At 61.2% G+C, this 19,975-nt stretch carries 20 protein-coding genes; 12 read left to right on the forward strand and 8 right to left on the reverse strand.

What is annotated here, in order from left to right; all coding sequences use genetic code 11:
• Positions 1–9 precede the first annotated feature (9 nt).
• The 5 genes from phnK to phnG are packed head-to-tail and all read right to left on the reverse strand — an operon-like array spanning position 10 to position 3,989.
• Positions 10–798 (reverse strand): phosphonate C-P lyase system protein PhnK, encoded by a 789-nt coding sequence (phnK, locus tag SBC1_RS08740; protein ID WP_165090865.1) that lies wholly within the window; start codon positions 796–798, stop codon positions 10–12.
• The gene (locus SBC1_RS08745; protein WP_165090868.1) at positions 795–1,664 is read right to left on the reverse strand and encodes an alpha-D-ribose 1-methylphosphonate 5-phosphate C-P-lyase PhnJ; all 870 of its coding nucleotides are present in this window, start codon (positions 1,662–1,664) and stop codon (positions 795–797) included. The genes phnK and SBC1_RS08745 overlap by 4 nt, the downstream gene beginning before the upstream one ends.
• Positions 1,661–2,833 carry a carbon-phosphorus lyase complex subunit PhnI gene (locus tag SBC1_RS08750; protein ID WP_165090871.1) on the reverse strand — a complete coding sequence of 391 codons (1,173 nt, stop codon included), beginning with the start codon at positions 2,831–2,833 and terminating at the stop codon, positions 1,661–1,663. The genes SBC1_RS08745 and SBC1_RS08750 overlap by 4 nt, the downstream gene beginning before the upstream one ends.
• Positions 2,833–3,498, reverse strand: coding sequence for a phosphonate C-P lyase system protein PhnH (phnH, locus tag SBC1_RS08755; RefSeq protein WP_165090876.1), 666 nt, complete (start codon positions 3,496–3,498; stop codon positions 2,833–2,835). The genes SBC1_RS08750 and phnH overlap by 1 nt, the downstream gene beginning before the upstream one ends.
• Positions 3,498–3,989, reverse strand: a complete 492-nt coding sequence (gene phnG / locus SBC1_RS08760) for a phosphonate C-P lyase system protein PhnG (protein ID WP_165090880.1) — start codon at positions 3,987–3,989, stop codon at positions 3,498–3,500. The genes phnH and phnG overlap by 1 nt, the downstream gene beginning before the upstream one ends.
• Positions 3,990–4,210: 221 nt before the next feature.
• On the opposite strand from phnG, the gene phnF reads away from it, so the two are divergent.
• From phnF to phnN, 3 genes are read left to right on the forward strand one after another with little or no spacing between them, the layout of a single operon-like run.
• Complete coding sequence (gene phnF, locus SBC1_RS08765; protein WP_165090883.1) at positions 4,211–4,969, forward strand: phosphonate metabolism transcriptional regulator PhnF; 759 nt, start codon at positions 4,211–4,213, stop codon at positions 4,967–4,969.
• The gene (locus tag SBC1_RS08770) at positions 4,966–5,727 is read left to right on the forward strand and encodes a DUF1045 domain-containing protein (RefSeq protein WP_165090886.1); all 762 of its coding nucleotides are present in this window, start codon (positions 4,966–4,968) and stop codon (positions 5,725–5,727) included. The genes phnF and SBC1_RS08770 overlap by 4 nt, the downstream gene beginning before the upstream one ends.
• Positions 5,724–6,278, forward strand: coding sequence for a phosphonate metabolism protein/1,5-bisphosphokinase (PRPP-forming) PhnN (gene phnN / locus SBC1_RS08775; protein WP_165090889.1), 555 nt, complete (start codon positions 5,724–5,726; stop codon positions 6,276–6,278). The genes SBC1_RS08770 and phnN overlap by 4 nt, the downstream gene beginning before the upstream one ends.
• A gap of 48 nt (positions 6,279–6,326) precedes the next feature.
• Here the strand turns inward: phnN and phnE are convergent, their stop codons facing one another.
• The 3 genes from phnE to phnC form a co-directional block, all read right to left on the reverse strand.
• Positions 6,327–7,061 (reverse strand): phosphonate ABC transporter, permease protein PhnE, encoded by a 735-nt coding sequence (phnE, locus tag SBC1_RS08780; protein WP_165093175.1) that lies wholly within the window; start codon positions 7,059–7,061, stop codon positions 6,327–6,329.
• 95 nt (positions 7,062–7,156) lie between these two features.
• Positions 7,157–8,128: a phosphonate ABC transporter substrate-binding protein gene (gene phnD, locus SBC1_RS08785; RefSeq protein WP_165090893.1), complete on the reverse strand. Its 972-nt coding sequence runs from the start codon at positions 8,126–8,128 to the stop codon at positions 7,157–7,159.
• Between the two features lie 64 nt (positions 8,129–8,192).
• Positions 8,193–9,092, reverse strand: coding sequence for a phosphonate ABC transporter ATP-binding protein (phnC, locus tag SBC1_RS08790; RefSeq protein WP_165090896.1), 900 nt, complete (start codon positions 9,090–9,092; stop codon positions 8,193–8,195).
• Positions 9,093–9,723: 631 nt separating this feature from the next.
• Between phnC and hpnI the strand changes: the two genes are divergently transcribed.
• From hpnI to SBC1_RS08835, 9 genes are all read left to right on the forward strand, one after another.
• Positions 9,724–10,995 (forward strand): bacteriohopanetetrol glucosamine biosynthesis glycosyltransferase HpnI, encoded by a 1,272-nt coding sequence (gene hpnI / locus SBC1_RS08795; RefSeq protein ID WP_165090899.1) that lies wholly within the window; start codon positions 9,724–9,726, stop codon positions 10,993–10,995.
• Between the two features lie 40 nt (positions 10,996–11,035).
• Positions 11,036–12,457, forward strand: a complete 1,422-nt coding sequence (hpnJ, locus tag SBC1_RS08800; RefSeq protein ID WP_165090902.1) for a hopanoid biosynthesis associated radical SAM protein HpnJ — start codon at positions 11,036–11,038, stop codon at positions 12,455–12,457.
• Positions 12,454–13,335 (forward strand): hopanoid biosynthesis-associated protein HpnK, encoded by an 882-nt coding sequence (gene hpnK, locus SBC1_RS08805; protein WP_165090907.1) that lies wholly within the window; start codon positions 12,454–12,456, stop codon positions 13,333–13,335. Before hpnJ ends, hpnK begins: the two co-directional genes overlap by 4 nt.
• Entirely contained in the window at positions 13,332–14,318 is a 987-nt protein-coding gene (locus SBC1_RS08810) for a lysylphosphatidylglycerol synthase domain-containing protein (protein ID WP_370469552.1), read from the forward strand. Before hpnK ends, SBC1_RS08810 begins: the two co-directional genes overlap by 4 nt.
• 435 nt (positions 14,319–14,753) lie before the next feature.
• Positions 14,754–17,099 carry a bifunctional diguanylate cyclase/phosphodiesterase gene (locus SBC1_RS08815; RefSeq protein ID WP_165987566.1) on the forward strand — a complete coding sequence of 782 codons (2,346 nt, stop codon included), beginning with the start codon at positions 14,754–14,756 and terminating at the stop codon, positions 17,097–17,099.
• Positions 17,099–17,524, forward strand: a complete 426-nt coding sequence (locus SBC1_RS08820) for a hypothetical protein (protein ID WP_165093179.1) — start codon at positions 17,099–17,101, stop codon at positions 17,522–17,524. Before SBC1_RS08815 ends, SBC1_RS08820 begins: the two co-directional genes overlap by 1 nt.
• 5 nt (positions 17,525–17,529) lie before the next feature.
• Complete coding sequence (locus SBC1_RS08825) at positions 17,530–18,270, forward strand: hypothetical protein (RefSeq protein ID WP_165093181.1); 741 nt, start codon at positions 17,530–17,532, stop codon at positions 18,268–18,270.
• Between the two features lie 205 nt (positions 18,271–18,475).
• On the forward strand, positions 18,476–19,465 hold the full coding sequence (locus tag SBC1_RS08830) for a hypothetical protein (protein ID WP_165090914.1): 990 nt from the start codon (positions 18,476–18,478) through the stop codon (positions 19,463–19,465).
• A complete protein-coding gene (locus tag SBC1_RS08835) occupies positions 19,462–19,911 on the forward strand; it encodes a hypothetical protein (RefSeq protein ID WP_165090918.1) in 450 nt (149 codons plus the stop codon). The genes SBC1_RS08830 and SBC1_RS08835 overlap by 4 nt, the downstream gene beginning before the upstream one ends.
• Positions 19,912–19,975 lie beyond the last annotated feature (64 nt).

Here is a 19,975-nt window from a genome sequence, read left to right on the forward strand (position 1 = left end):
TCTCGTACCTCAAACTGGCAGCACGGACGCAACCAACGTCTGTGTATAGGGATGTTGCGGATCATCGAGCACCTGGTCGGTCAGCCCGCTCTCCACCACTCGGCCGTCCTTCATCACCATCAGGCGATGCGCGAGCAAACGCGCAACACCAATATCATGCGTGACAATCAGGGCAGCAAGATGAAGCTTGGCGGTTAGCGTGCGCAGCAGGTCCAGCAGCCGCGCCTGCACTGAAACATCCAGCCCCGCTGTGGGCTCGTCCATGAATACAAGGCGCGGTTTCGTCACAAGATTGCGCGCAATCTGAAGCCGCTGCTGCATGCCGCCTGAAAACGCGGAAGGCAACTCGTCGATACGCGCGGCGTCCAGCTCGACCTGGTTCATCCAGTCCGAAGCTGTTTCGCGCAGACGTCCGTAGTGACGTGCACCGTTCGCCATCAGCGGCTCGCCGATATTCGCCCCCGCCGACACGCCGTGACGCAGTCCGTCACGTGCATTCTGATGCACAAACCCCCAGTCGGTACGCGCGAGCATTCTGCGACGCGGCATAGGCAACGCGATCAGATCGACTAGGTCATGCTCCACGGTGCGATAGTGCAGCGCGCCATCGTTCACTGGCGTTCGCAGCGCAAGCGCGTTAAGCAACGTGGATTTACCGGAGCCCGATTCGCCGACGATGCAAAGCACTTCGCCCGGATAGATATCGATGTCCACATCGACACAGCCGCCGCGGCCATCGTAACGTTTCGTGAGTCCGCGGCCGGTGAGCAGAGGAAGTGCGGGTGTCGAGAGATTCATGCATCCTCCTGTGTTGCGCGACGTTCCTGGCAGTAGTCGCTGTCCGAACACACGAACATGCGTGCGCCCGCGTCGTCCACGATCATCTCGTCGAGGAAACTCTCTCGCGAACCGCATAACGCGCACTCATGGTCCCATTGCTGAATGGTGAACGGATGATCTTCGAAGTCGAGACTCCGTACCTTCGTATAAGGCGGGATCGCGTAGATGCGGCGTTCGCGGCCCGCTCCGAACAGTTGCAGTGCCGGGTTCATGTGCATCTTCGGGTTATCGAACTTGGGGATGGGCGACGGTGAAGTGAGATAGCGGTCGTTGACGAGCACCGGGTAATCGTAGGTCGTCGCAATGCTGCCGTGCTGCACGATGTCCTCGTAGTACTTCACATTAATCAGCCCGTAGTCCGCCAGCGCATGGAGCTTGCGGCTCTCGGTGACGCGAGGCTCAAGCCGGAACAGCGGCTCGGGCATCGGCACCTGGTACACGAGGATCTGCGCTTCGGTCAGCGGCGTTTCGGGAATTCGGTGGCGGGTCTGGACAATGGACGCTTCCACCGTGCGCGTGGTGGTCGCCACGCCGGCCGTACGCGCAAAGAAGCGGCGGATATTCACGGCGTTGGTGGTTTCGTCGGAACCCTGGTCGATCACTTTCAGCGTGTCGCTGCGTCCAATGATCGCGGAAGTTACCTGCAAGCCACCCGTTCCCCAGCCATACGGCAAGGGCATTTCCCGCGATGCAAACGGCACTTGATGACCGGGTACGGCCACGGCTTTCAACAGCGCGCGACGGATCATGCGTTTGGTTTGTTCATCGAGGTAGGCGAAGTTATAGCCTTCAGCCATGGCACTTTCTTCGATACGCGCATTCATGCGGCGTTCTCCTCGCTGGGCTCTGGTTGCGCTTGTTGCGCTTCTTGAACTTGATACGCTTCCTGAGCTTCACGTTCGCGTTGCGCTTCTTTCTCGACGCCCGCGCGCAGGCGCCGCAGCAACTCGAGTTCGGACTGGAAGTCCACGTAGTGCGGCAATTTCAGGTGCTGCACGAAGCCCGAGGCTTCCACGTTATCGCTGTGATACAGCACGAATTCCGCGTCCTGCGTCGGTGACGAAACGGTCTCGCCCAGCTCCTGCGCGCGCAGTGCGCGGTCGACCAGCGCCATCGCCATGGCCTTGCGTTCCGAGTGGCCGAATGCGAGGCCATACCCCTGCGTAAACGTGGGTGGCACGTCGCCGCTGCCCGCGAACTGGTTGATCATCTGGCATTCGGTGATGTCGATATCGCCAATCTCCACCGCGAATCCCAACTCTTCAAGCTCCAGTTCGACGGCGACTTCGCCGTAACGAATCTCGCCGGCGAATGGATGCGAGTTCGCATAACCGCGCTGCGTGGCGTAGCCGATAGCCAGCAGGAAACCTTCGTCCGCACGGGCGAGATTCTGCAAACGGACCGGGCGCTCGACGGGAAACATCAGGGGCTCACGCGAGAGATCGCCGGGTTCGGGCGCGTCCGCGTGCATCTTTTCCTGCTCGATCAAACCTTCCTTGTCGAGCAGAGCGAGCACGCGCGGCATCGCTTCCTGCTGTGGTACGGACGGGCTTGGAGTCTTGGCATTGGCCGCGCGCGGGCCGCCTTCAGCGAGCAAGCTGAAATCGAGCAGACGCTGGGTGTAATCGTACGTGCCACCGAGCATCTGTCCGCCCGGAATGTCCTTGAACGCAGCCGAAATGCGCCGCTCCGCCAGCATGGCTTCCGTATTGAGCGGCACCGTATAACCGAACCGAGGCAGTGTCGTGCGATACGCCCGCAGCAGGAAAATGGCCTCCACGAGATCCCCCGCTGCCTGCTTGATCGCGAGCGCGGCCAGCTCCTCGTCGTAGACCGATCCTTCGGTCATCACACGCGCAACCGCCAGCCCAAGCTGCTCGCGAATCTGGTCGACACCAAGTTCCGCGATCGATTCATCGCCGCGCCGGTTGGCGCTGAGCAAGTCCCATGAACGTTCGATCGCGCGTTCTCCGCCTTTGACTGCAACGTACATCAGGCCACCTCCACGCGCGTTGTACGGGGCAGGCCGATCACCGATCCGCCATGCACGAAATAACAGTCGATACCGCAAGGAAACTCGCTCGCCAATAACGCGCGCTCATGCCAGAACGAAGCCGGCACGCCGGTGATATGGACTGCGTGCGAATCGCGGATACCAGGGCCGCGCCAGGTCATTGGCGTGCCCTCGTTGAGTGAGTCCACGCGGATGAACAGCATGACCGCGTCTTCGGGTGTCTCAGGGTCACCGAGCGAAAATGCATCGAGCGGCGGCATCGATTCCGCAGCGTGCAGGTAGGCGAAAACCGCTTGCCCATGATCGTGCGTGAGCGGTGCGCCCGTGTGAAAACGCAACGCGTCGCTCAGGCCGCGATGTTCATGCTGCAGCAGCACGGGCGTCGAGTAGTCGGCCAGTGCGAGCAGCGCGGCGAACGCGGCCATCGGCACGTGGGCTGCAGCCGTGCCGCCGTCCTGTTCCAGGGCGGGCAGCACGGCATCGATCGAGACGATCTTGCCGGGACGGGACAGCGCGTCGAGCAATGCACGGAACACGCCCTGCGAATCATGAACGGTGTCGTTGAAGCCCGGAGTGAGGGTCGCGAGGTCGATACCCGCGGTGCCCGCACCATGTAGGTTGCTTGAAAGCTTGTCAGGTAACATCAGTCGCCCCTCACCATCGTAAAGAATTCCACCTTCGTACCCGCGGCGCGGGCCTGTTTTTTCGCCCGGTTTTCTGCGATGCGCGCAGCAAGCGGTGCCAGCAAGTGCTCGTGCATCCGGGCTTCGAAAGCGGGCGTCTGCAGAAGCGCATCGGCGAGCGCGGCGAGCGTCGCGCGCTCCTTGTCCCGCCCCATATGAACGGCGATACCCACCGCCGCGCGCCCCTCGCGAACCCGCAACCGAAGCGTCGCACGCGTCACCGTCACTTCACCCAGGTTGAACGCGTCTCCGGTGCCGCCAACCCGTCCGCGCACCATCGCGAGACCGATATCGGGCGCACGCAGCCAGTCGAACTCGGGCGGCGAGACGCCGTCCAGTGCCGTATCAAGCGCGTCCTTCATGCAGGCCCGCGGCGTGCGCGCCAGGATGGCCAACCACTCCTGCCGTGTCGCGGGACCGGGGGGCGCGGACGTCTGCGCAGATGTACTCATGGTCTTTCCTCGTCAATAAAGGGCGCGCTTGAGACCCAAGCCGCGTCCGTGATTTCGTCGTCCTGTCCAGCCCTAACGCTACTAGAATAGTCATCCGGTCGTCTAGACGTTTGTGCAACCGGATAAAAATTCTTCAATAGCGCCCTGCTTTCACATTTTCGCCATCGGCGGCGCACTACAATGCCGAAAACGATATTCAAACCGACAGGAATGACAGCGACATGACATCTAACGAAACTGGCACACCGGGCTTGGCCGTGGAACGCGGCGCGGGCGTTGCGGTATGGCGTCAGATCGAACAGATTCTTTCGGCGGAGATCACGGCGAAAAGTTTCGGCGAAGATGGCCGCCTGCCCAGCGAGGCCGAACTTGCCCGGCGTTTCGACGTCAACCGGCACACGGTACGCCGGGCAATGTTGAGGCTGGCCGCGACGGGGCTGGTGAGCGTCGAACAAGGCCGCGGCACTTTCGTGCAGCCGGGTGCGATCGACTATCAGATCGGGCGTCGCACGCGCTTCACTGAAAACCTGCGGCGCAATAACCAGGCATCCGTGGGGCTGATCCTCTCCAGCGCGAAAGTGAAGGCTGATCCGGTCACCGCGAAAGCGCTCTCCATCCGCGCAGGGACGTTCGTGTACGAGATCGAGACCCGGCATGATTCCGACGATGTGCCGCTGACCTATGCGCGCAGCTGGTTTCCCGCCATGCGCTTCGCCGACTTACCCGGCGTGCTCGCCGGCGTGCAAGGCGTCAGCGCAGCGTTGGCGGAATTTGGCGTGGTTGATTACACGCGCAAATGGAGCCGTATCGGCTGCATCCTGCCTAGCTCGGAAGTCGCGCGGCGCTTGCAGATCAATCGCGCACAACCTGTGATGTGGGTTGAAAGCGTGGACGTGGACGAAGCCGGCGTGCCCATCAAATACGGTATTACCCACTTCGCCGCTGACCGGGTGCAATTGCTGGTCGAGGACGGCGTATGAGCGGCGAAGCCAACGACACCGTCTTGAATGCCTGGACGCCCGATGCACGCATCGCGCTTTACTACGCACCGCCGGCGTCTTCCACATGGTGGCGCGCGGGCTGCGAATGGCTTGGCCGCGATGCCGAGACCGGACGCTTGATCGAAACACCCGGGGAACCAGCAATTGCCGCGCTCGGACAGACCGTTGCGGCGCTCACCGGATCGCCGCGCCGGTATGGCTGGCACGGAACGCTCGTCGCCCCTTTTCATATTGCAGAAGGGGTTACGCCGCAGCAGGTTTTGTCAGAGGCTCGCGAATGGGCGGGGCGCATCGCTCCCTTCGATGCCCCCCTGTCCGCCGTCGAGATGGGCCGCTTCGTCGCGTTGCGAGCCGCGCGTCCGGATGACGACGCATCCATCCGCCAGCTTGCTGCCAGCGCGTTGTGCGCGATCAACTCGCTGCGCGCGCGTCCCTCGGCAGAAGATACCGAACGACGCCTGGCGTCGGGCCTGAGCGCGCGGCAGCAAAAGCTGTTGCATGAATGGGGCTACCCGTACGTGCTCGATGAATTCCGCTTCCACATGACGCTCTCCGACGCACTTGATTCGGCTTCGGTGCGTGCAGCAATTGTCTCGCTGTGGCAAACCCGCGCTGAAACGCTCGGACCGCTTCCCCTCCACGGAGCGGCGCTTTTTGTTCAACTGCACCCGGCTGCGCCGTTCACTCTATGGCAGCGCCTGCCCTTCGCGAATGCCCACTCCGAGGCCGTTGAATGAGCATGGAAACCGGTCGATTGATCTACGTAATGGGACCGTCGGGTGCCGGCAAGGACTCCTTGCTCGGCTTCGTTCGGGAGCGCATTGGCGCGCAGGTTATGTTCGCGCATCGCTACATCACGCGCCCCGTTTCCGATGGCGAGAACCATGTCGCCCTGAGCCGCGAGGAATTCGCCGCGCGTCTGGCCAGCGGCGTTTTCTCGATGCATTGGGAAAGTCTCGGGCTGCACTATGGCATCGGCGTTGAGATCGATGCGTGGCTCACGCGCGGATTGCCAGTCGTGGTCAACGGGTCGCGCCAACATGCGCCCGTTGCGCTCGAACGCTATCCGTTCGCCCAGTTCGTTCACATTCACGCAAACCCAACGGTGCTTGCCGCCCGGCTCGAGCGGCGCGGCCGCGAAGATTCGCGGCAGATGGAAGCGCGGCTTGCGCGTCGCCCTGCTTTGTTGCTTCCCGAGCAGGCGCGGCTTGTCACCATCGACAATTCGGGTCTGCTTTCGGAAGCCGGCCAGCAGCTACTGGCCGCAATCAGCCAGCAGCCGCTTTGAACTGTTGGCCGGCGGACCATTGGCCGCCGTCCAACACGGCCAACGCATTCAGATCACGCGTTCACGAAGCCACGCGGATGCCAGATCGATCAGCGTCACGATCACGATCACCATCAGCAGCACGGCTGAGGTTTGGGCATAGTTGAACGAGCGGATCGCTTCGTACAACACAACACCTATCCCGCCCGCGCCGACCATGCCGACCACCATCGCCGAACGTACGTTCGACTCGAACCGGTACAACGCATACGAGATCCACAACGGCAGGACCTGCGGCAACACGCCGTAAAGGACTTCATCGAGACTGCTTGCACCCGTTGCGCGCACGCCTTCCGCGGGCCGTGCATCGATCGCTTCAACCGCTTCGGCGAACAGCTTTGCCAGTACGCCGGTGGTATGCACCCAGAGCGCGAGCACACCCGAGAACGGTCCAAGTCCCACCGCTACAATAAACAGCATTGCAAAGACCATCTCGTTGATCGCGCGGCATGAGTCCATCACGCGCCGCACCGGCTGCGCGATCCACATTGGCGCAATGTTGGAGGCCGACAACAGCCCGCACGGAACGGCGCACACCAGTGCGAGTGCCGTTCCCCACACCGCCACGGCAAGCGTGACGATCATCTCGTGAACATAGGTGCGCCAGTCGGAGAAGTCCGGCGGGAAAAAGTCCTTGCCGAACTGCAGCATGTTGCCGGAATCACTGAAGAGATCGAGCGGGCGCATGTCGGCACTGTGCCAGGACAGCCCGAGCACCGCCACCACCACGACCCATCCGAACATGGACAACCAGCTTCGCTTAGGTTGCCCTAGTTCGAGCTTCAGCGGCAGCGAACCGCCCCTCGCGCTGTTGAGGGAATACGCGTCGGCGTTGTGCTTCACTTCGCGGCCACGCTATCCAGTTGCGCAAGCTTCTGGTCGAGTGCCGCGATCTGCGATTTCTTGTCCGAGTCGGACATGTGCGCGTCATTCTGGACCTGCTGCTTCTTCTGGAACAAAGTCATTTGGCGAATGGGTATGAGCTGGGCGTCGGAGGAATCCGTGAAGCCCGACAAGCCCGTGATCCCCGCCATGATCGCCTGCTCGCGCGGATCGCTCTGTGCGTAGTGATCGAAGAAGTTGCGCAGCTTGTCCTTCGTCGCCTGCGGCAGGTCACGGCGCCATACAAGCGGGTCCGACGCAATCAGCGGCGACTTCCACAATACGCGGACCTGCTTGAGTAAATCGGGGTGATTTTGCCTCAGGGTCTCGACCATGTCGGTGTTGTTGGTCGCCACGTCGACACGGTTGTTCACCACCGCCAGCATGTTCGCCTCATGGCTGGACGGAAGTACGCTCTTGAAGTCACTGCGCACCGAGATGCCGTTCTTCGCGAACAGGTAATACGACGGCACCAATGTGCCGGAGGTCGAGTTCGGATCGCCGAAACCGAGGTTGATGTCGTGCGTGTTCTTCAGCACCTGGTCGACAGTCTTCCACTTGCTGTTCACGTTCGTGATCAGCAAGGAGTAGTAACCCGCTTCGCCGCTCTTGTACTTCACCTTCGCGAACACTTCGCCGTTGCCGCGGTCGACCGCTTCAATAGCGGAGGCATTACCGAAGTAGCCAATCTGCACCTTGTTAAAACGCATGGCTTCGATAATGCCGGCATAGTCGGTCGCGAAGAACGGCTTGACGTCGAGACCGGTCTGCTTGTTCAGGTCGTCGATCAGCGGCTGCCAGCGCTGCTTGAGCGCGGACGAATTATCGGTCGAGATGATGCCGAAATTAAGCGTTTCGGCGCGCGCCACCTGCGTGACAAAACAGGCGGCAAGGGCTACGCCGGCCAGAAGAAGACGGGCTGATTTCATCGAATAAGTCCAGGTTTGGGAAAGTTCAAAGCGGGTGTTTCAAAAACACAATGAGGGCACACGCTCAGGAGCTGGCAGCGGAGGTCGACGCGAATGCAGCGGAGCGTGCCGACGCACCTTCGGGGCGCGCCGTGGCACGGTCAACGGCACGTTCGACCTGCTTCGCCACGTCGCGCTGCGCGCTCTCCGTATCGGTCAGCAGCTCTTCGGCTGCAGCACCGTACAGGTCGCGCAGAAGGGATGGCGTGAGGCTGGCAGACGGGCCGTCGTAGACCACGCGGCCGTCGCGCAGCGCGACGGTGCGTGCACAGTATTTCATCGCTACGTCGATCTGATGCAAGGACACCACCACCGTCAACCCGTGGTCCTCGTTCAGCGACTGAAGCAGTTCCATGACACGCCGCGACGACTCGGGATCAAGCGAAGCAATGGGTTCGTCGGCGAGAACAATGCGGGCACGCTGCACAAGCGCACGCGCCAGCGCGGCACGCTGTTGCTGACCGCCGGACAGCGTGCTGGCGCGCTCGTTGATGTGGTCTCCAATGCCCATTGCGCTCAGCGACGCCATCGCAAGGTCATGCTCCACTCGCGGAAACCTGCCGATAAGACGCCGCCACAACGGCACCCGCGACAACGCGCCAAGCAGCACATTGGTGCGCACAGTGAGACGCCCCACGAGATTGAACTGCTGAAAGACAAACGCGACGTCGCGGCGAATTCGACGAACCTCGCGAGCGACCTTGCCGTTTTGCTGGATGGGCCGGCCGAGCAGCGTGACATGCGAGGGCGCGGGGTCGGATGCCGTAAAGCCGGCAATGTGCCGCAAAAGCGTGGACTTCCCTGAGCCCGATGCACCGATCAGCGCGATCATTTCTCCTTCACCCACTCTCAGGTCGATGGAGTCGAGTGCCTTGCGGCCGTTATTGAACGTCTTGCAGAGACGTTCAATGTGAATTGCATCCATGGTGTCCTCGGGATCGCGGTTCAAAGCTTTGCAGCGTCGAAGGATTCTAGGAATGCAACATGACGTTGCGGTGACGGTTGCAAGACGTCTAGATGAATATACAAATTTAAACCGTTCCAAACGATAACAACGCTGCGGCGAATTGCATGAACGCGCGACCGAAGACGATTCTGAACCCGGCCGCCGGACTGGCGAAAATTAAGGGTACGAACCGCTCTCGCGACGTCGCGCATGCATATGAAGAAATACAGGCGAGGTTAAAAAATGCCCACGCGAGTGGATATACACAATCAACCGAGGGTTAAGCGGCGCGGACGCCTCTACAAGTTTCCCTACAATTGTGTCAGCCACCCCTTCGTTTCGAAAGCAAATTGAAATTTGTCTCTCGTCATTGCGGCCCGCATTCCGTCCGTATACCGCGATAGATTTCATTTGATGACTCGAATCAGTGCACGATATATTTACGGGCGACAGCGTTCTATCGACTGACACCCGCGCTGGCACCCATCTAGGCTCGAACATTGACCGAAGAGGGACGTGATCCTCGAATGAAACAACTCGGTCTACTATCCCGCTAACCGGCTTGTCTCGTCTGAGCGAAACAAGCCACCGATAGATGCAGGGGAACAGCATGACCTGGACGCCGCTACCCGTTACCGAATGGATGCTGATTGGTCTCTGCTGCCTCTCATCCGTCTACATAACGGTCGCGGCGCTCATGCGTCACGGTTCAAGGCCCTGGGGCATGACGCGCCCGGGCAGCCATGGACCGGGGGCCGTCACCATCAGTGTCCTCAAGCCCCTGTGCGGCCTTGAGCCCCGTCTTTACGCCAACCTCGAAACCTTCTGCCGGCAGACGCATCCGCGTTTTCAACTGCTCTTTGGCGTATCGTCGGCCACCGACCCCGCCGCCGGGGTCGTGAACCGGCTGCGTGAGGCATATCCCGACCTGGACATCACACTTGTCGTCAACGACTCCGTGCACGGCGTCAACCTCAAGGTCAGCAACCTGATCAATCTTGCGCAGCACGCGCGCCACGAGATCATCGTGATTGCGGACAGCGACATCGCGGTCCCGCCGGATTACCTGTACACCGTGTCCGCCCCGCTCAGCTCCGGTCAGGTCGGCGTGGTCACCTGCCTCTATCGCGCGCGGCGGGTGGGTGAAGTGTGGGCGCGGCTCGGCGCGCTTTTCATCGACGAATGGTTCGTGCCTTCCGTGCATGTCGCGCGGGCGGCCGGCGCACGCCGTTTCGGTTTCGGCGCAACGCTCGCGCTGCGCCGCGAAACGCTCGATGCAATCGGCGGTTTTCGTGAGCTGAAGGATTGTGTTGCGGATGACTTCTGGCTCGCCGAATACGTGCGTGAGCTTGGCTTGCGCACGCATGTGTCCGAGCTCACTGTCACGACCGATGTGACCGAACGCGACCTGCCCTCGCTTTGGCAGCGGGAGACCCGCTGGCTGCGCACCATCCGCTCGATCAACCCTCTGGGTTTCGCGTTTCTCTTCATCACGTTCACGTCGCCGTGGCTAATGGCGAGCTGGCTGCTCGGCCTCGGTTTCGACTGGAGCGGTGGCGCGATTGCCGACTCCACCGCCGACATGATCGTTGACCTAAGCACTTCGTTCGGCCTCAGCGCGCGGCTGCTCCTGCACTGGAGAACCACCCGCGACTGGCGCTCATTCTGGCGCGACCTGCCGCTCATTCCGCTGCGCGACCTGCTGTTGTCCGCCGAATGGATCACGGCGGCGTTTGGATCGCACGTGATCTGGCGGGGAGCGCGCATCCGCATCATGCCGCAGCCTGCCATGCCGGAAGTCAATTTGACGGACGCGTCCGACGAGCGCTACGACACCGCGCGCAGACCCACGCGCGTCGTCAATCACGACGCGAACCGGTAAAGCCATTCCATACGGCAGGTACAAGTTTCAGGAGCCACCCATGAAAACACTGTTCTTGCAGGCCCCATCGTTCGACGGCTTCGATGGCGGTGCAGGCTCGCGCTACCAGGCGAAGCGCGAGATCCGTTCGTTCTGGTATCCGACCTGGCTCGCCCAGCCCGCAGCGCTCGTGCCGGGCAGCCGGGTGATCGATGCTCCCGCCGACGGCTTGTCGGTGGAAGCGACGCTCAAGATAGCCGAAGCTTACGAGCTCGTGATCATTCATACGAGCACCCCGTCGTTTCCAAGCGATGCGTTGTTCGCCGAGAAGCTGAAGGCGCGCAAGCCGTCGGTGTTGATCGGCATGGTGGGAGCAAAGGTGGCAGTGGATCCGCACAATTCATTGGCAGCAAGCGATGCGATCGATTTCGTCTGCCGCGAGGAATTCGACTTCACCTGCATGGAAGTGTCCGAAGGGAAGCCCTTCCCTCAGATCAAGGGTCTGAGCTATCGGCTTGCCGACGGTTCGATCGAACATAACGAAGCACGTCCCATTCTCGAAGACATGGACGCGTTGCCTTTTGTCGCGCCGGTCTACAAGCGCGACCTGAAAATCGAAAACTATTTTATCGGCTACCTGTCGCATCCTTATGTGTCGATCTACACGGGCCGGGGTTGCCGTTCACGCTGCACGTTCTGCCTGTGGCCTCAGACCGTGGGCGGGCATCGCTACCGCACCCGTTCTGTAGAAAACGTGCTGGAAGAAGTGAAGTGGATTCGCGACAACATGCCTGAAGTCAAGGAGATCATGTTCGATGACGACACCTTCACCGACTTCAAGCCGCGCGTGGAAGAAATTGCCCGGGGGCTGGGTAAGCTCGGCGTCACGTGGTCGTGCAACGCGAAGGCCAACGTGCCGTATTCCACGCTCAAGATCATGAAAGAGAACGGCCTGCGTTTGTTGCTGGTGGGCTATGAATCAGGCGACGATCAGATCTTACTGAACATCAAGAAAGGGCTGCGCACGGACATGGCGCGGCGTTTCAGTGAAGATTGCCGCAAGCTTGGCATCAAGGTTCACGGCACCTTCATCCTGGGCCTGCCCGGCGAAACGCGTGAGACGATCGAAAATACCATTCGTTATGCGAAGGAAATTAACCCGCACACCATTCAGGTGTCGCTCGCCGCGCCCTATCCGGGGACTACGCTCTACAAGCAGGCCATAGACAACGGCTGGCTGGAAGAAAACAAGGTCATCAACCTGGTCAGCGCGGAAGGTGTGCAACTGGCCGCCATCGGTTATCCGCATTTGTCGCGTGAAGAGATCTATCACGGGCTCGAACGATTCTACAAACAGTTCTATTTCCGGCCGTCGAAGATCTGGGAGATCGTGCGCGAAATGCTGATGAGCTGGGAGATGATGAAGCGGCGCTTGCGTGAAGGCGTCGAGTTCTTCCGTTTCCTGCGCACGCACGAAGCATGAGCGCAGGCCAAGCGGCGGTTGGTCCGGCACGGCGCGCAATGATTGTGACCGCCGACGATTTCGGGCTGCACGCACGCGTGAACGAGGCGGTCGAGCGTGCCCATCGCAACGGCGTGCTGACCTCGGCCAGCCTGATGGTCGCAGGCGACGCCGCTGCGGATGCCGTGGAGCGCGCGCGGCGCCTGCCGACTTTGCGCGTGGGTCTGCATGTCGTCCTGGCGGACGGCCGGGCAACGTCGCCACGTAGTGACATTCCACAGCTAGTCGATGATCACGGCTATTTCGGCAATGCAATGGTTCGCGACGGCGTGCGCTTTTTCTTTCTTCCCCGCGTACGTACCCAGCTAGCCCATGAGATTCGCGCGCAGTTCAAGGCCTTTGCCGCGACCGGACTGCCGCTCGATCACGTCAATACGCACAAGCATTTTCATCTTCACCCGACTGTGCTGTCGCTCTTGCTTGAAATAGGCCGCGAATACGGTATGCGATCGATGCGCCTGCCTTACGAGCCGGGCGGGTCGCTTGCGTTGCGGCCCTGGATAGCGCTAGTGCGGGCGCGGCTGGACCGGTGCGGGATTGCCCATAACGATCACGTGGCGGGTCTCGCGCAGAGCGGGCGGATGGACGAGTTAGCGTTCATCAAGGCACTGGGCACGCTTCCCGATGGCGTGAACGAGATCTACTGTCACCCCGCCATACCGGGCGACGGTGCGCTCGCACCCTCCATGTCGGACTACCGGCACGCCGACGAGCTTACTGCACTGGTCTCACCGCGCGTGGCTGCCGCAATGGATGCCATGGGCCTCGCGCGCGGCGGCTTCAGCGACGTGTTCCCGGCCACTGTGTCACCCGTAGAGCCGGCGTTGCGCACCCTATGACCGCAGCAATGCGCTGGCTTGCCTGGGCCCGCTGGCCGCTCGCCATCGGCTTGCTGACCGTCTTCGCCGTGCACGAGGGTTTCGCCGACGTGCTGCGAGGCATCCCCCAAGCCGGTGTCACCATGCTCTGGCTGATCCCGTTCCACGCGCTGCCCTTGTTGCTCGATGCATGCGGATGGCGTGTCCTCCTTGGCCGCCTGGCGCCGCTGCGCGTCCTGTGGTGGATAGCAACCGTGCGTGAGTCGGTCAGCCGCCTGCTGCCCGCGGCCGGTGTAGGCGGCGAACTGGTCGGGATCAGGCTCGCGCACTGGTATATCGCCGATATCAATCGCGTCAGTGCATCGGTCATCGTGGAAGTGCTGGTGACAGTAGTCGTCCAATATGCGTTCTCCGCACTTGGCCTGTTATTACTGGTCGTCACCACCCACGCATTTGCAGGCGTGCGGCTGATCGGTCTTGCGCTGGTGTTGTCATTGCCGGTTCCCATTGTGTTTTTTATTCTGGTCAGGCGCGGCGGCTTGTTTCAGGCCCTCGAAAAACAGGCTGCCCGCTGGCTCGGATCGTCGCACCGTCTGTTGTCGAAGCTGGATGGAGTGCGGCTCGACCGGGAAATCGACACGCTGATGCGCCGCCCAGGCTTGCTAGCCTGCGCGTTCGCGTGGCAGTTGGGCGGTTATATGCTTGGTGCGCTCGAGGTGTACTGGGCGCTCGCGTTCTTCGGTCACCCTGTCTCCATTACCAGCGCGCTTGCCGTGGAGGCGCTCACTCAAGCGGTCCGGCACGCGGCGTTTTTTATGCCGGCGGGGTTGGGGGTGCAGGAGGCCGCGATCATGGTGCTGGCGCATATGGCCGGCGTGGACAGGCAAGCGGGTATCGCGCTCGCGCTCGTCAAGCGGATGCGTGAAGTGCTGTTCGGCTGCATCGCGCTTGCCGGTTGGCAACTCGCTGAAATGCGGCGCAATTCCCGTTCGCGGCTGACTTGAAAGCGGTTTATCGAAGCCGTTGCAGGTTTTTCATGTGGAAAGACCTGTTGTACGATGCACGACTCAGCCACCAAATCAACCCGCCCCCATTTGCGGATTGAAGACGCATAACCGGCTGTTGCGCTGCTGATTTATACGACTTCGAATTGTCTGCAATGCCGGACAGCCGCGGTATCCCTTCCCTGCAGTAACTGCATTGCGCACGGATCGCCCGTCTCGCGCCCGCACAAGACCAGCACACACGGGCTTATTCCCCGAAACGATACGGGCGAACAAACATTCACTTGAGCCCAGTCGCGCCTAGTAAGACAATCCAATTCATCCGATGATAATCGGATCAGGTGATTTCAATAACTGCGGTAGTTCAAACAACTCGGCCCGGCACAGCCGACAGCCCTCATTAATTAATAAGGCTGCTAAAACTTACCCGAGAACATGCTCACCTCCCTGCTTCCGCCGACGATCACACCCGCGCTTCGACTCTGCTTCCACCGCCGCTCGATGGATCAGCAACGGCCGCTGTCAACGTTCACCATGACCTTTACCGTGGTGGCGTTCCTGGTTTTCGTCACCGCCCGAGCACATGTAATGGGTATCGACTTACCGCTCTGGCCGCGCCTGCTATGCGCTATCGCAATGTTGCTGCTGGCCGCTGCCATTCCCCGAGCGCCGTCTACTTTCATATTCGGCCTGATCGGCGTGCTTTATGTCGTGGTCCTGCAGATCGGGATCGTGATCAATGTCGAAGGCGTGGAAAAACCGCTCTCGTGGATGCTGCCGGCCGGCATGGTCATCCCTATATGCGCGGCGCCGCTGTGGCTTACACCGCGGCATTTCATCCTGGGGACAATTGCGTTCTACCTGGCCGGACTGCCCTTTGTGATGTCGGTGCCCTTCACCCACGACGACTACGTCTTATGCGCAATGTGGGTGGCGATCGGCATTCCGATGGCGACCACGTTTCATTTCGGCTTCTATTGGTTCCGGCTCAACCACTTCCTGCTCGAAGAGAAACTACGGGCGCTCGCCGCCACCGATCCCTTGACCCAGCTCCTGAACCGGCGCGCTTTTCTCGAGCAGGCAGAACAGATGCTGAGCGAGACGAAAGGTCACGATGAAGTCGTCAGCGCGATCTTCCTGGACATTGATCGCTTCAAGTCCCTGAACGACCAGTACGGCCACGCGCGCGGTGACGAAGCGTTGGTCGAAGTCACGCAGGTCCTGAACGACGCCGTGCCTCCGGACGCGGTGGTCGGACGGCTTGGAGGCGAAGAGTTCGCCGTGCTCATCAAGGCGCCCGGGCCCGATCGGGCGACCGAGCTGGCCGACACGCTGCGCATTCTTGTAGCTGCAATCCTCCGGCCCGATGGTTTTCTCACCGCCAGCTTCGGCGTAGCTCATCGCCGGCCGAATGAGAACGTCGTCGAACTGCTCGACCGTGCCGACGAAGCGCTATTGCGCGCGAAACACGCGGGCCATAACCGAGTGTTCGTCGAGCAAGCAAGGCGGGTCGAGCGCGTACGCGCCACCGCTCTTGATGAAGACAATGACATCCGGGTCGATGAGGAACCAGTCGTTGTCACGCGCTGGGGCGCGTTCGATCTCTTCACGCACTACCAGCCGGTTTACAGTTTGTCGCATCAGAAGCAGGTCGGTTTCGAAGCCCTGCTTCGCGGCTTCGACCGGCATGGCACGCCGCTGCAGCCCGACAAGTTGTTCGCCCCGCAGTCGAATCCCGGCGTCAGCGACCTGGATTCGCTGACCCACCATCTCCATCTCGCGAACGCCCGCACGCGCTTGCCGCTCGACACGTGGCTCTTCCTGAACGTCGCGCCGTCCACCTTCATCCAGCCGGGTTATGAGCAGACGCTAGCGGCCATGGTCTTCGAAGCGGGACTCGATCCTCGCGGGGTGGTGCTGGAAATTCTCGAGTCCGAGGGGGTGGACGTTGAGGAGCTTGCGCTGGCCGCGTGGCGGTATCGCGGCTGCGGTTTCCTGATTGCCGTCGATGACTTCGGCGCGGGCCATTCCAACCTCGACCGCCTTCTGCGCATCCAGCCTGACTTCGTGAAGCTCGATGGCGCGTTGATTCGCGCGAAGAGCCGTGCCTCGGATCAGCCCCTGCTCCCCACCATTGTTTCGCTGCTGCATCGGGCGGACATGCTGGTGGTGGTGGAAGGGATCGAGACGACCGAGGAGCTGATCCTGGCGGTCGAATCGAACGTCGATTTCGCGCAAGGATTCCTGCTAGGCCGACCTAGCGCCACGCTGCCCTCGGCGGCGGCAGTCACGCGGCGCATCGACCACGCATTCGATGTAATTGCCGAAGGCCGGACCGTGCGCACCGCGCGCTTCGAAGCGCAGTTGGCGCCGTATCTCGCCATGCTCAACACTGCAGCGGCGGCATTGACGAACGGCGTGAGTATCGACGACGCCATAGCGCCCATGGCGAAGCTGGAACTGTGCAAACGCTGCTTTGTTCTCGACGATACCGGACGCATCTTGGGGCAGGAAGTGATCGGCCGCGCGGGATCGAGCGCGGACTTCCGGCTCGGGCCGTTATTCGCCGCGCAGTCGGGGCGATGGGATCATCGGCCGTATTACTGGAAGGCGGTGGCGAACATGGGAACGGCGGTGTTCTGCCAACCGTATTTGTCGCTGACGAGCGGACGGGCGTCGGTCGGCGTGACAATGGCGTTCATGTGCGACGAGCGGGTGATGGTTGTGGGTAGTGAACTCGACTGGACGTCGCCGCATTTGGCATGGCCCACGGTGGAATGATGGCTAAGAGTGACACATGGTTGTTCCAGATCAGGATCACTGTCTCACCCGAGGCCGCCGCGACCTTGCGCGGAGATCCACAGCGTATGCCCGCTGCGCTACGTGATGTACTGCGTCGCCATGACGCCTCGTTGACATGCCAGTTCGACGCGTTTTCTGCCTACGTGAACGAAGCAGAAAGACTCGGCCCGGAAAAGTATCCGCTTTACCGATGGACCAAGGATACGATCGAGAACCCTGATAAAAAATCCAGGTATCTGCGGTCTTTCACGGTTTATTTAGATAGTGAGGAGGTCTATCCAAGAAAAATCGCCGATCTGCTGCAGGTTGAATTGTCAGCGCTGGCAGATGCCGCCGGAATTGAGCGAGTAGTCAAGTTTGACAGTAACCCGGCAAACAACCCGCAACCGCCTGAATCGCAATGAACCAGATGAATTACCCTCCTCAACAGCATCGCGCGCGAGACATCCTCACTTCCTATTTCTGGAGTGGCGACGTCATTCGCAGCCGACGCGTGAGCGACATCGTGCTAACAGGCACGGTCGACGTGCCTGTGCCCCCTGCGCGTCTGCTTGCAGATTGGGAAAGGGAGATATCGTCGCGCCTGGTCCTGGAGCCCGGGGACGTCGAGACAATGCCTTTAGGAAGAGCGCGAGCTCGCTGGCCGGACTACAAACGTTGCGTGCAGGCGGTGTCGGACTGGACGTGCACGCTTGGATTGCCTGAGGTGCTTGCCGCCAGCGACGTAGCGCTCATGGCCTGCCGTGGCGCGAGGTACCACCATGACGCCGCGCAATATGGCGGTGCGGCCTTTTGCAACCTCTTCATGAGCGAGGACAAGGGTCTGGACTTGCATTTTCCCTCTATGGATCATCGAATCCCTCTGAGCCGAGGTACGGTTGTGATATTCGATACCGGCCAGCCTCATGGCGTCATTCAACGCGGCAGCAGCGGTTTTAATGCGGCCGACTTCGCGCCGGAGCGGGATTGCATTCAGATGTTCCTGACCTGGGAGCTTCCTATTGAAGATGCCCATGTTGGGGACGCACTTGGGGTTGCCTTCGACATCGACCCTTCGAGATCGCTGCAACTCGATGAAGAGCAAGTCCGGCTGAACGGCACGCGGGTCATTGTGTGCCCAGATTCTGGCCGATGGTGTCCGGCCGAGTAGTCGTCAGGTCCGCACTCGCAACAATTCATGTCGAAATATGTCACGGCGCGCTTCGCGATCTCGTAACCCTCCGTCTGGCGGGCCTCCGCTGCGGTGACACCGCGTGACATATTTTCGCTGATGATTTAAATCACCCGCACTCCTATAGTCCGCTCATCGCCACGCCGCAGTGCTGAAAGTGGCCCTGAACCGCAAAGGAGATAGTGTGAATACCCGCTCGTTCGCCAACCCCACCACCGCAGCTTTCCTCGTGTTTGCCGCGACCACCGTATCAGTACGTGGCGCTCTGCGTAAGCTCGTTCTTGCAGCTACCGTCGCCATGCTTGCCCTCGGCAGCGCCTCAGCTTTCGCCTGGTCGCAACACGGCACCGCGTACACATCACGTGGCACGTATAACGGTGCTCGATACGGCTCGTGCGGCGGCGGCAGCTGTTCGCATGCAGGCGGCGTCGCTGGCCCTTACGGTGGTTTCGCGACCAACACCGGTACGGTAACCCGCAACGCGCCGGGCCAGTTTTCGAATTCGGGCACCGCGACCGGACGCTACGGCAATTCGGTGCAGCACGCCGGCGACACCAACTGCGCTGGCGGCACATGCTCGCACACCGGCACCGTCACCGGACCGGACGGCAAGACGGCCACCACATCCGGTGACGTGACCAGAACCGCGCCGGGCCAGTATTCATCATCCGGGTCGATCACCGGCTCGAACGGCAACACGGTCGACCATTCGGCATCGACGAATTGTGCGGGTGCTTCGTGCTCCCGTTCGGGCACGGTGACGGGTTCGGACGGCGGGACCGTCTATCACTCAGGTACGGCGACGCGGGTTGCGCCGGGAGTGGTCACGACGTCCACCAGCGCGACAGGTACACACGGCAACACCGTGACGACAAGTGGAGTGGTCACAACCGGGGGCGTTGTCACGACGACGGGCAGCACAACGGTCGTCGTCGCGCCCAAGCCGGTAGTCGTTGCTCCTCCGGTCGCGTATGTGCCGCCTCCTCCGGTCGTGTATGCGCCGCCTCCCCCGGTCGCGTATGTGCCGCCGCCACCGGTTGTCTACGCACCGCCCCCGCCGCCAGCCGTGTATGTTGCTCCGCGCGTCGTCTATATGACGCCAGTGCCGCGGCCCGTAGTGTGGGTACCGGGTCACTGGGTCGGGAACGTCTGGGTAGCGGCGCACTGGTCATGAGCGATGACTTGCAGGGCGTGACCGGCAGCATGGTCATCCGAATCAACCAGGAAATGACAGAGGGGCAAAGCGGTGTGATGCGCGTATATCCAACTTTTAAATCGCAGTGCAAACTGTTATGCAAGGCTGGGGGAGCGGTAATACTGATCGTCGCGACGGTATTGGCACTTGGTGTGGGCGGCCGCATGACGACCGTCCACACTCCTGCCACGCATCGAACGGTCGGACCATCGCAACAGTGCGCAAAAAAGTATGCGGAGTTGTTCGACCTTGCCCATCTGGCAAGACGCAATGAAAAAACGTCCGACGTCATGGTACGTGAACTCACCGTGATGTCCGGGCGCCTGAATGAGTGTCTGGTGACGGCTGCTGCACACGTTCAAGTTGCCGGACCGGACTTTTCCATCACTCCGGATGCGCGTGCCTCGAACAGCAGCCAAAGCTGATCGGCCGCCGCGTTCGCCGCTTGTCGGCCTATCGAAAAAATCTGGCATTCTATGGCAACCACAC

It is taken from the genome of Caballeronia sp. SBC1 (assembly GCF_011493005.1).
Lineage (GTDB): Bacteria > Pseudomonadota > Gammaproteobacteria > Burkholderiales > Burkholderiaceae > Caballeronia.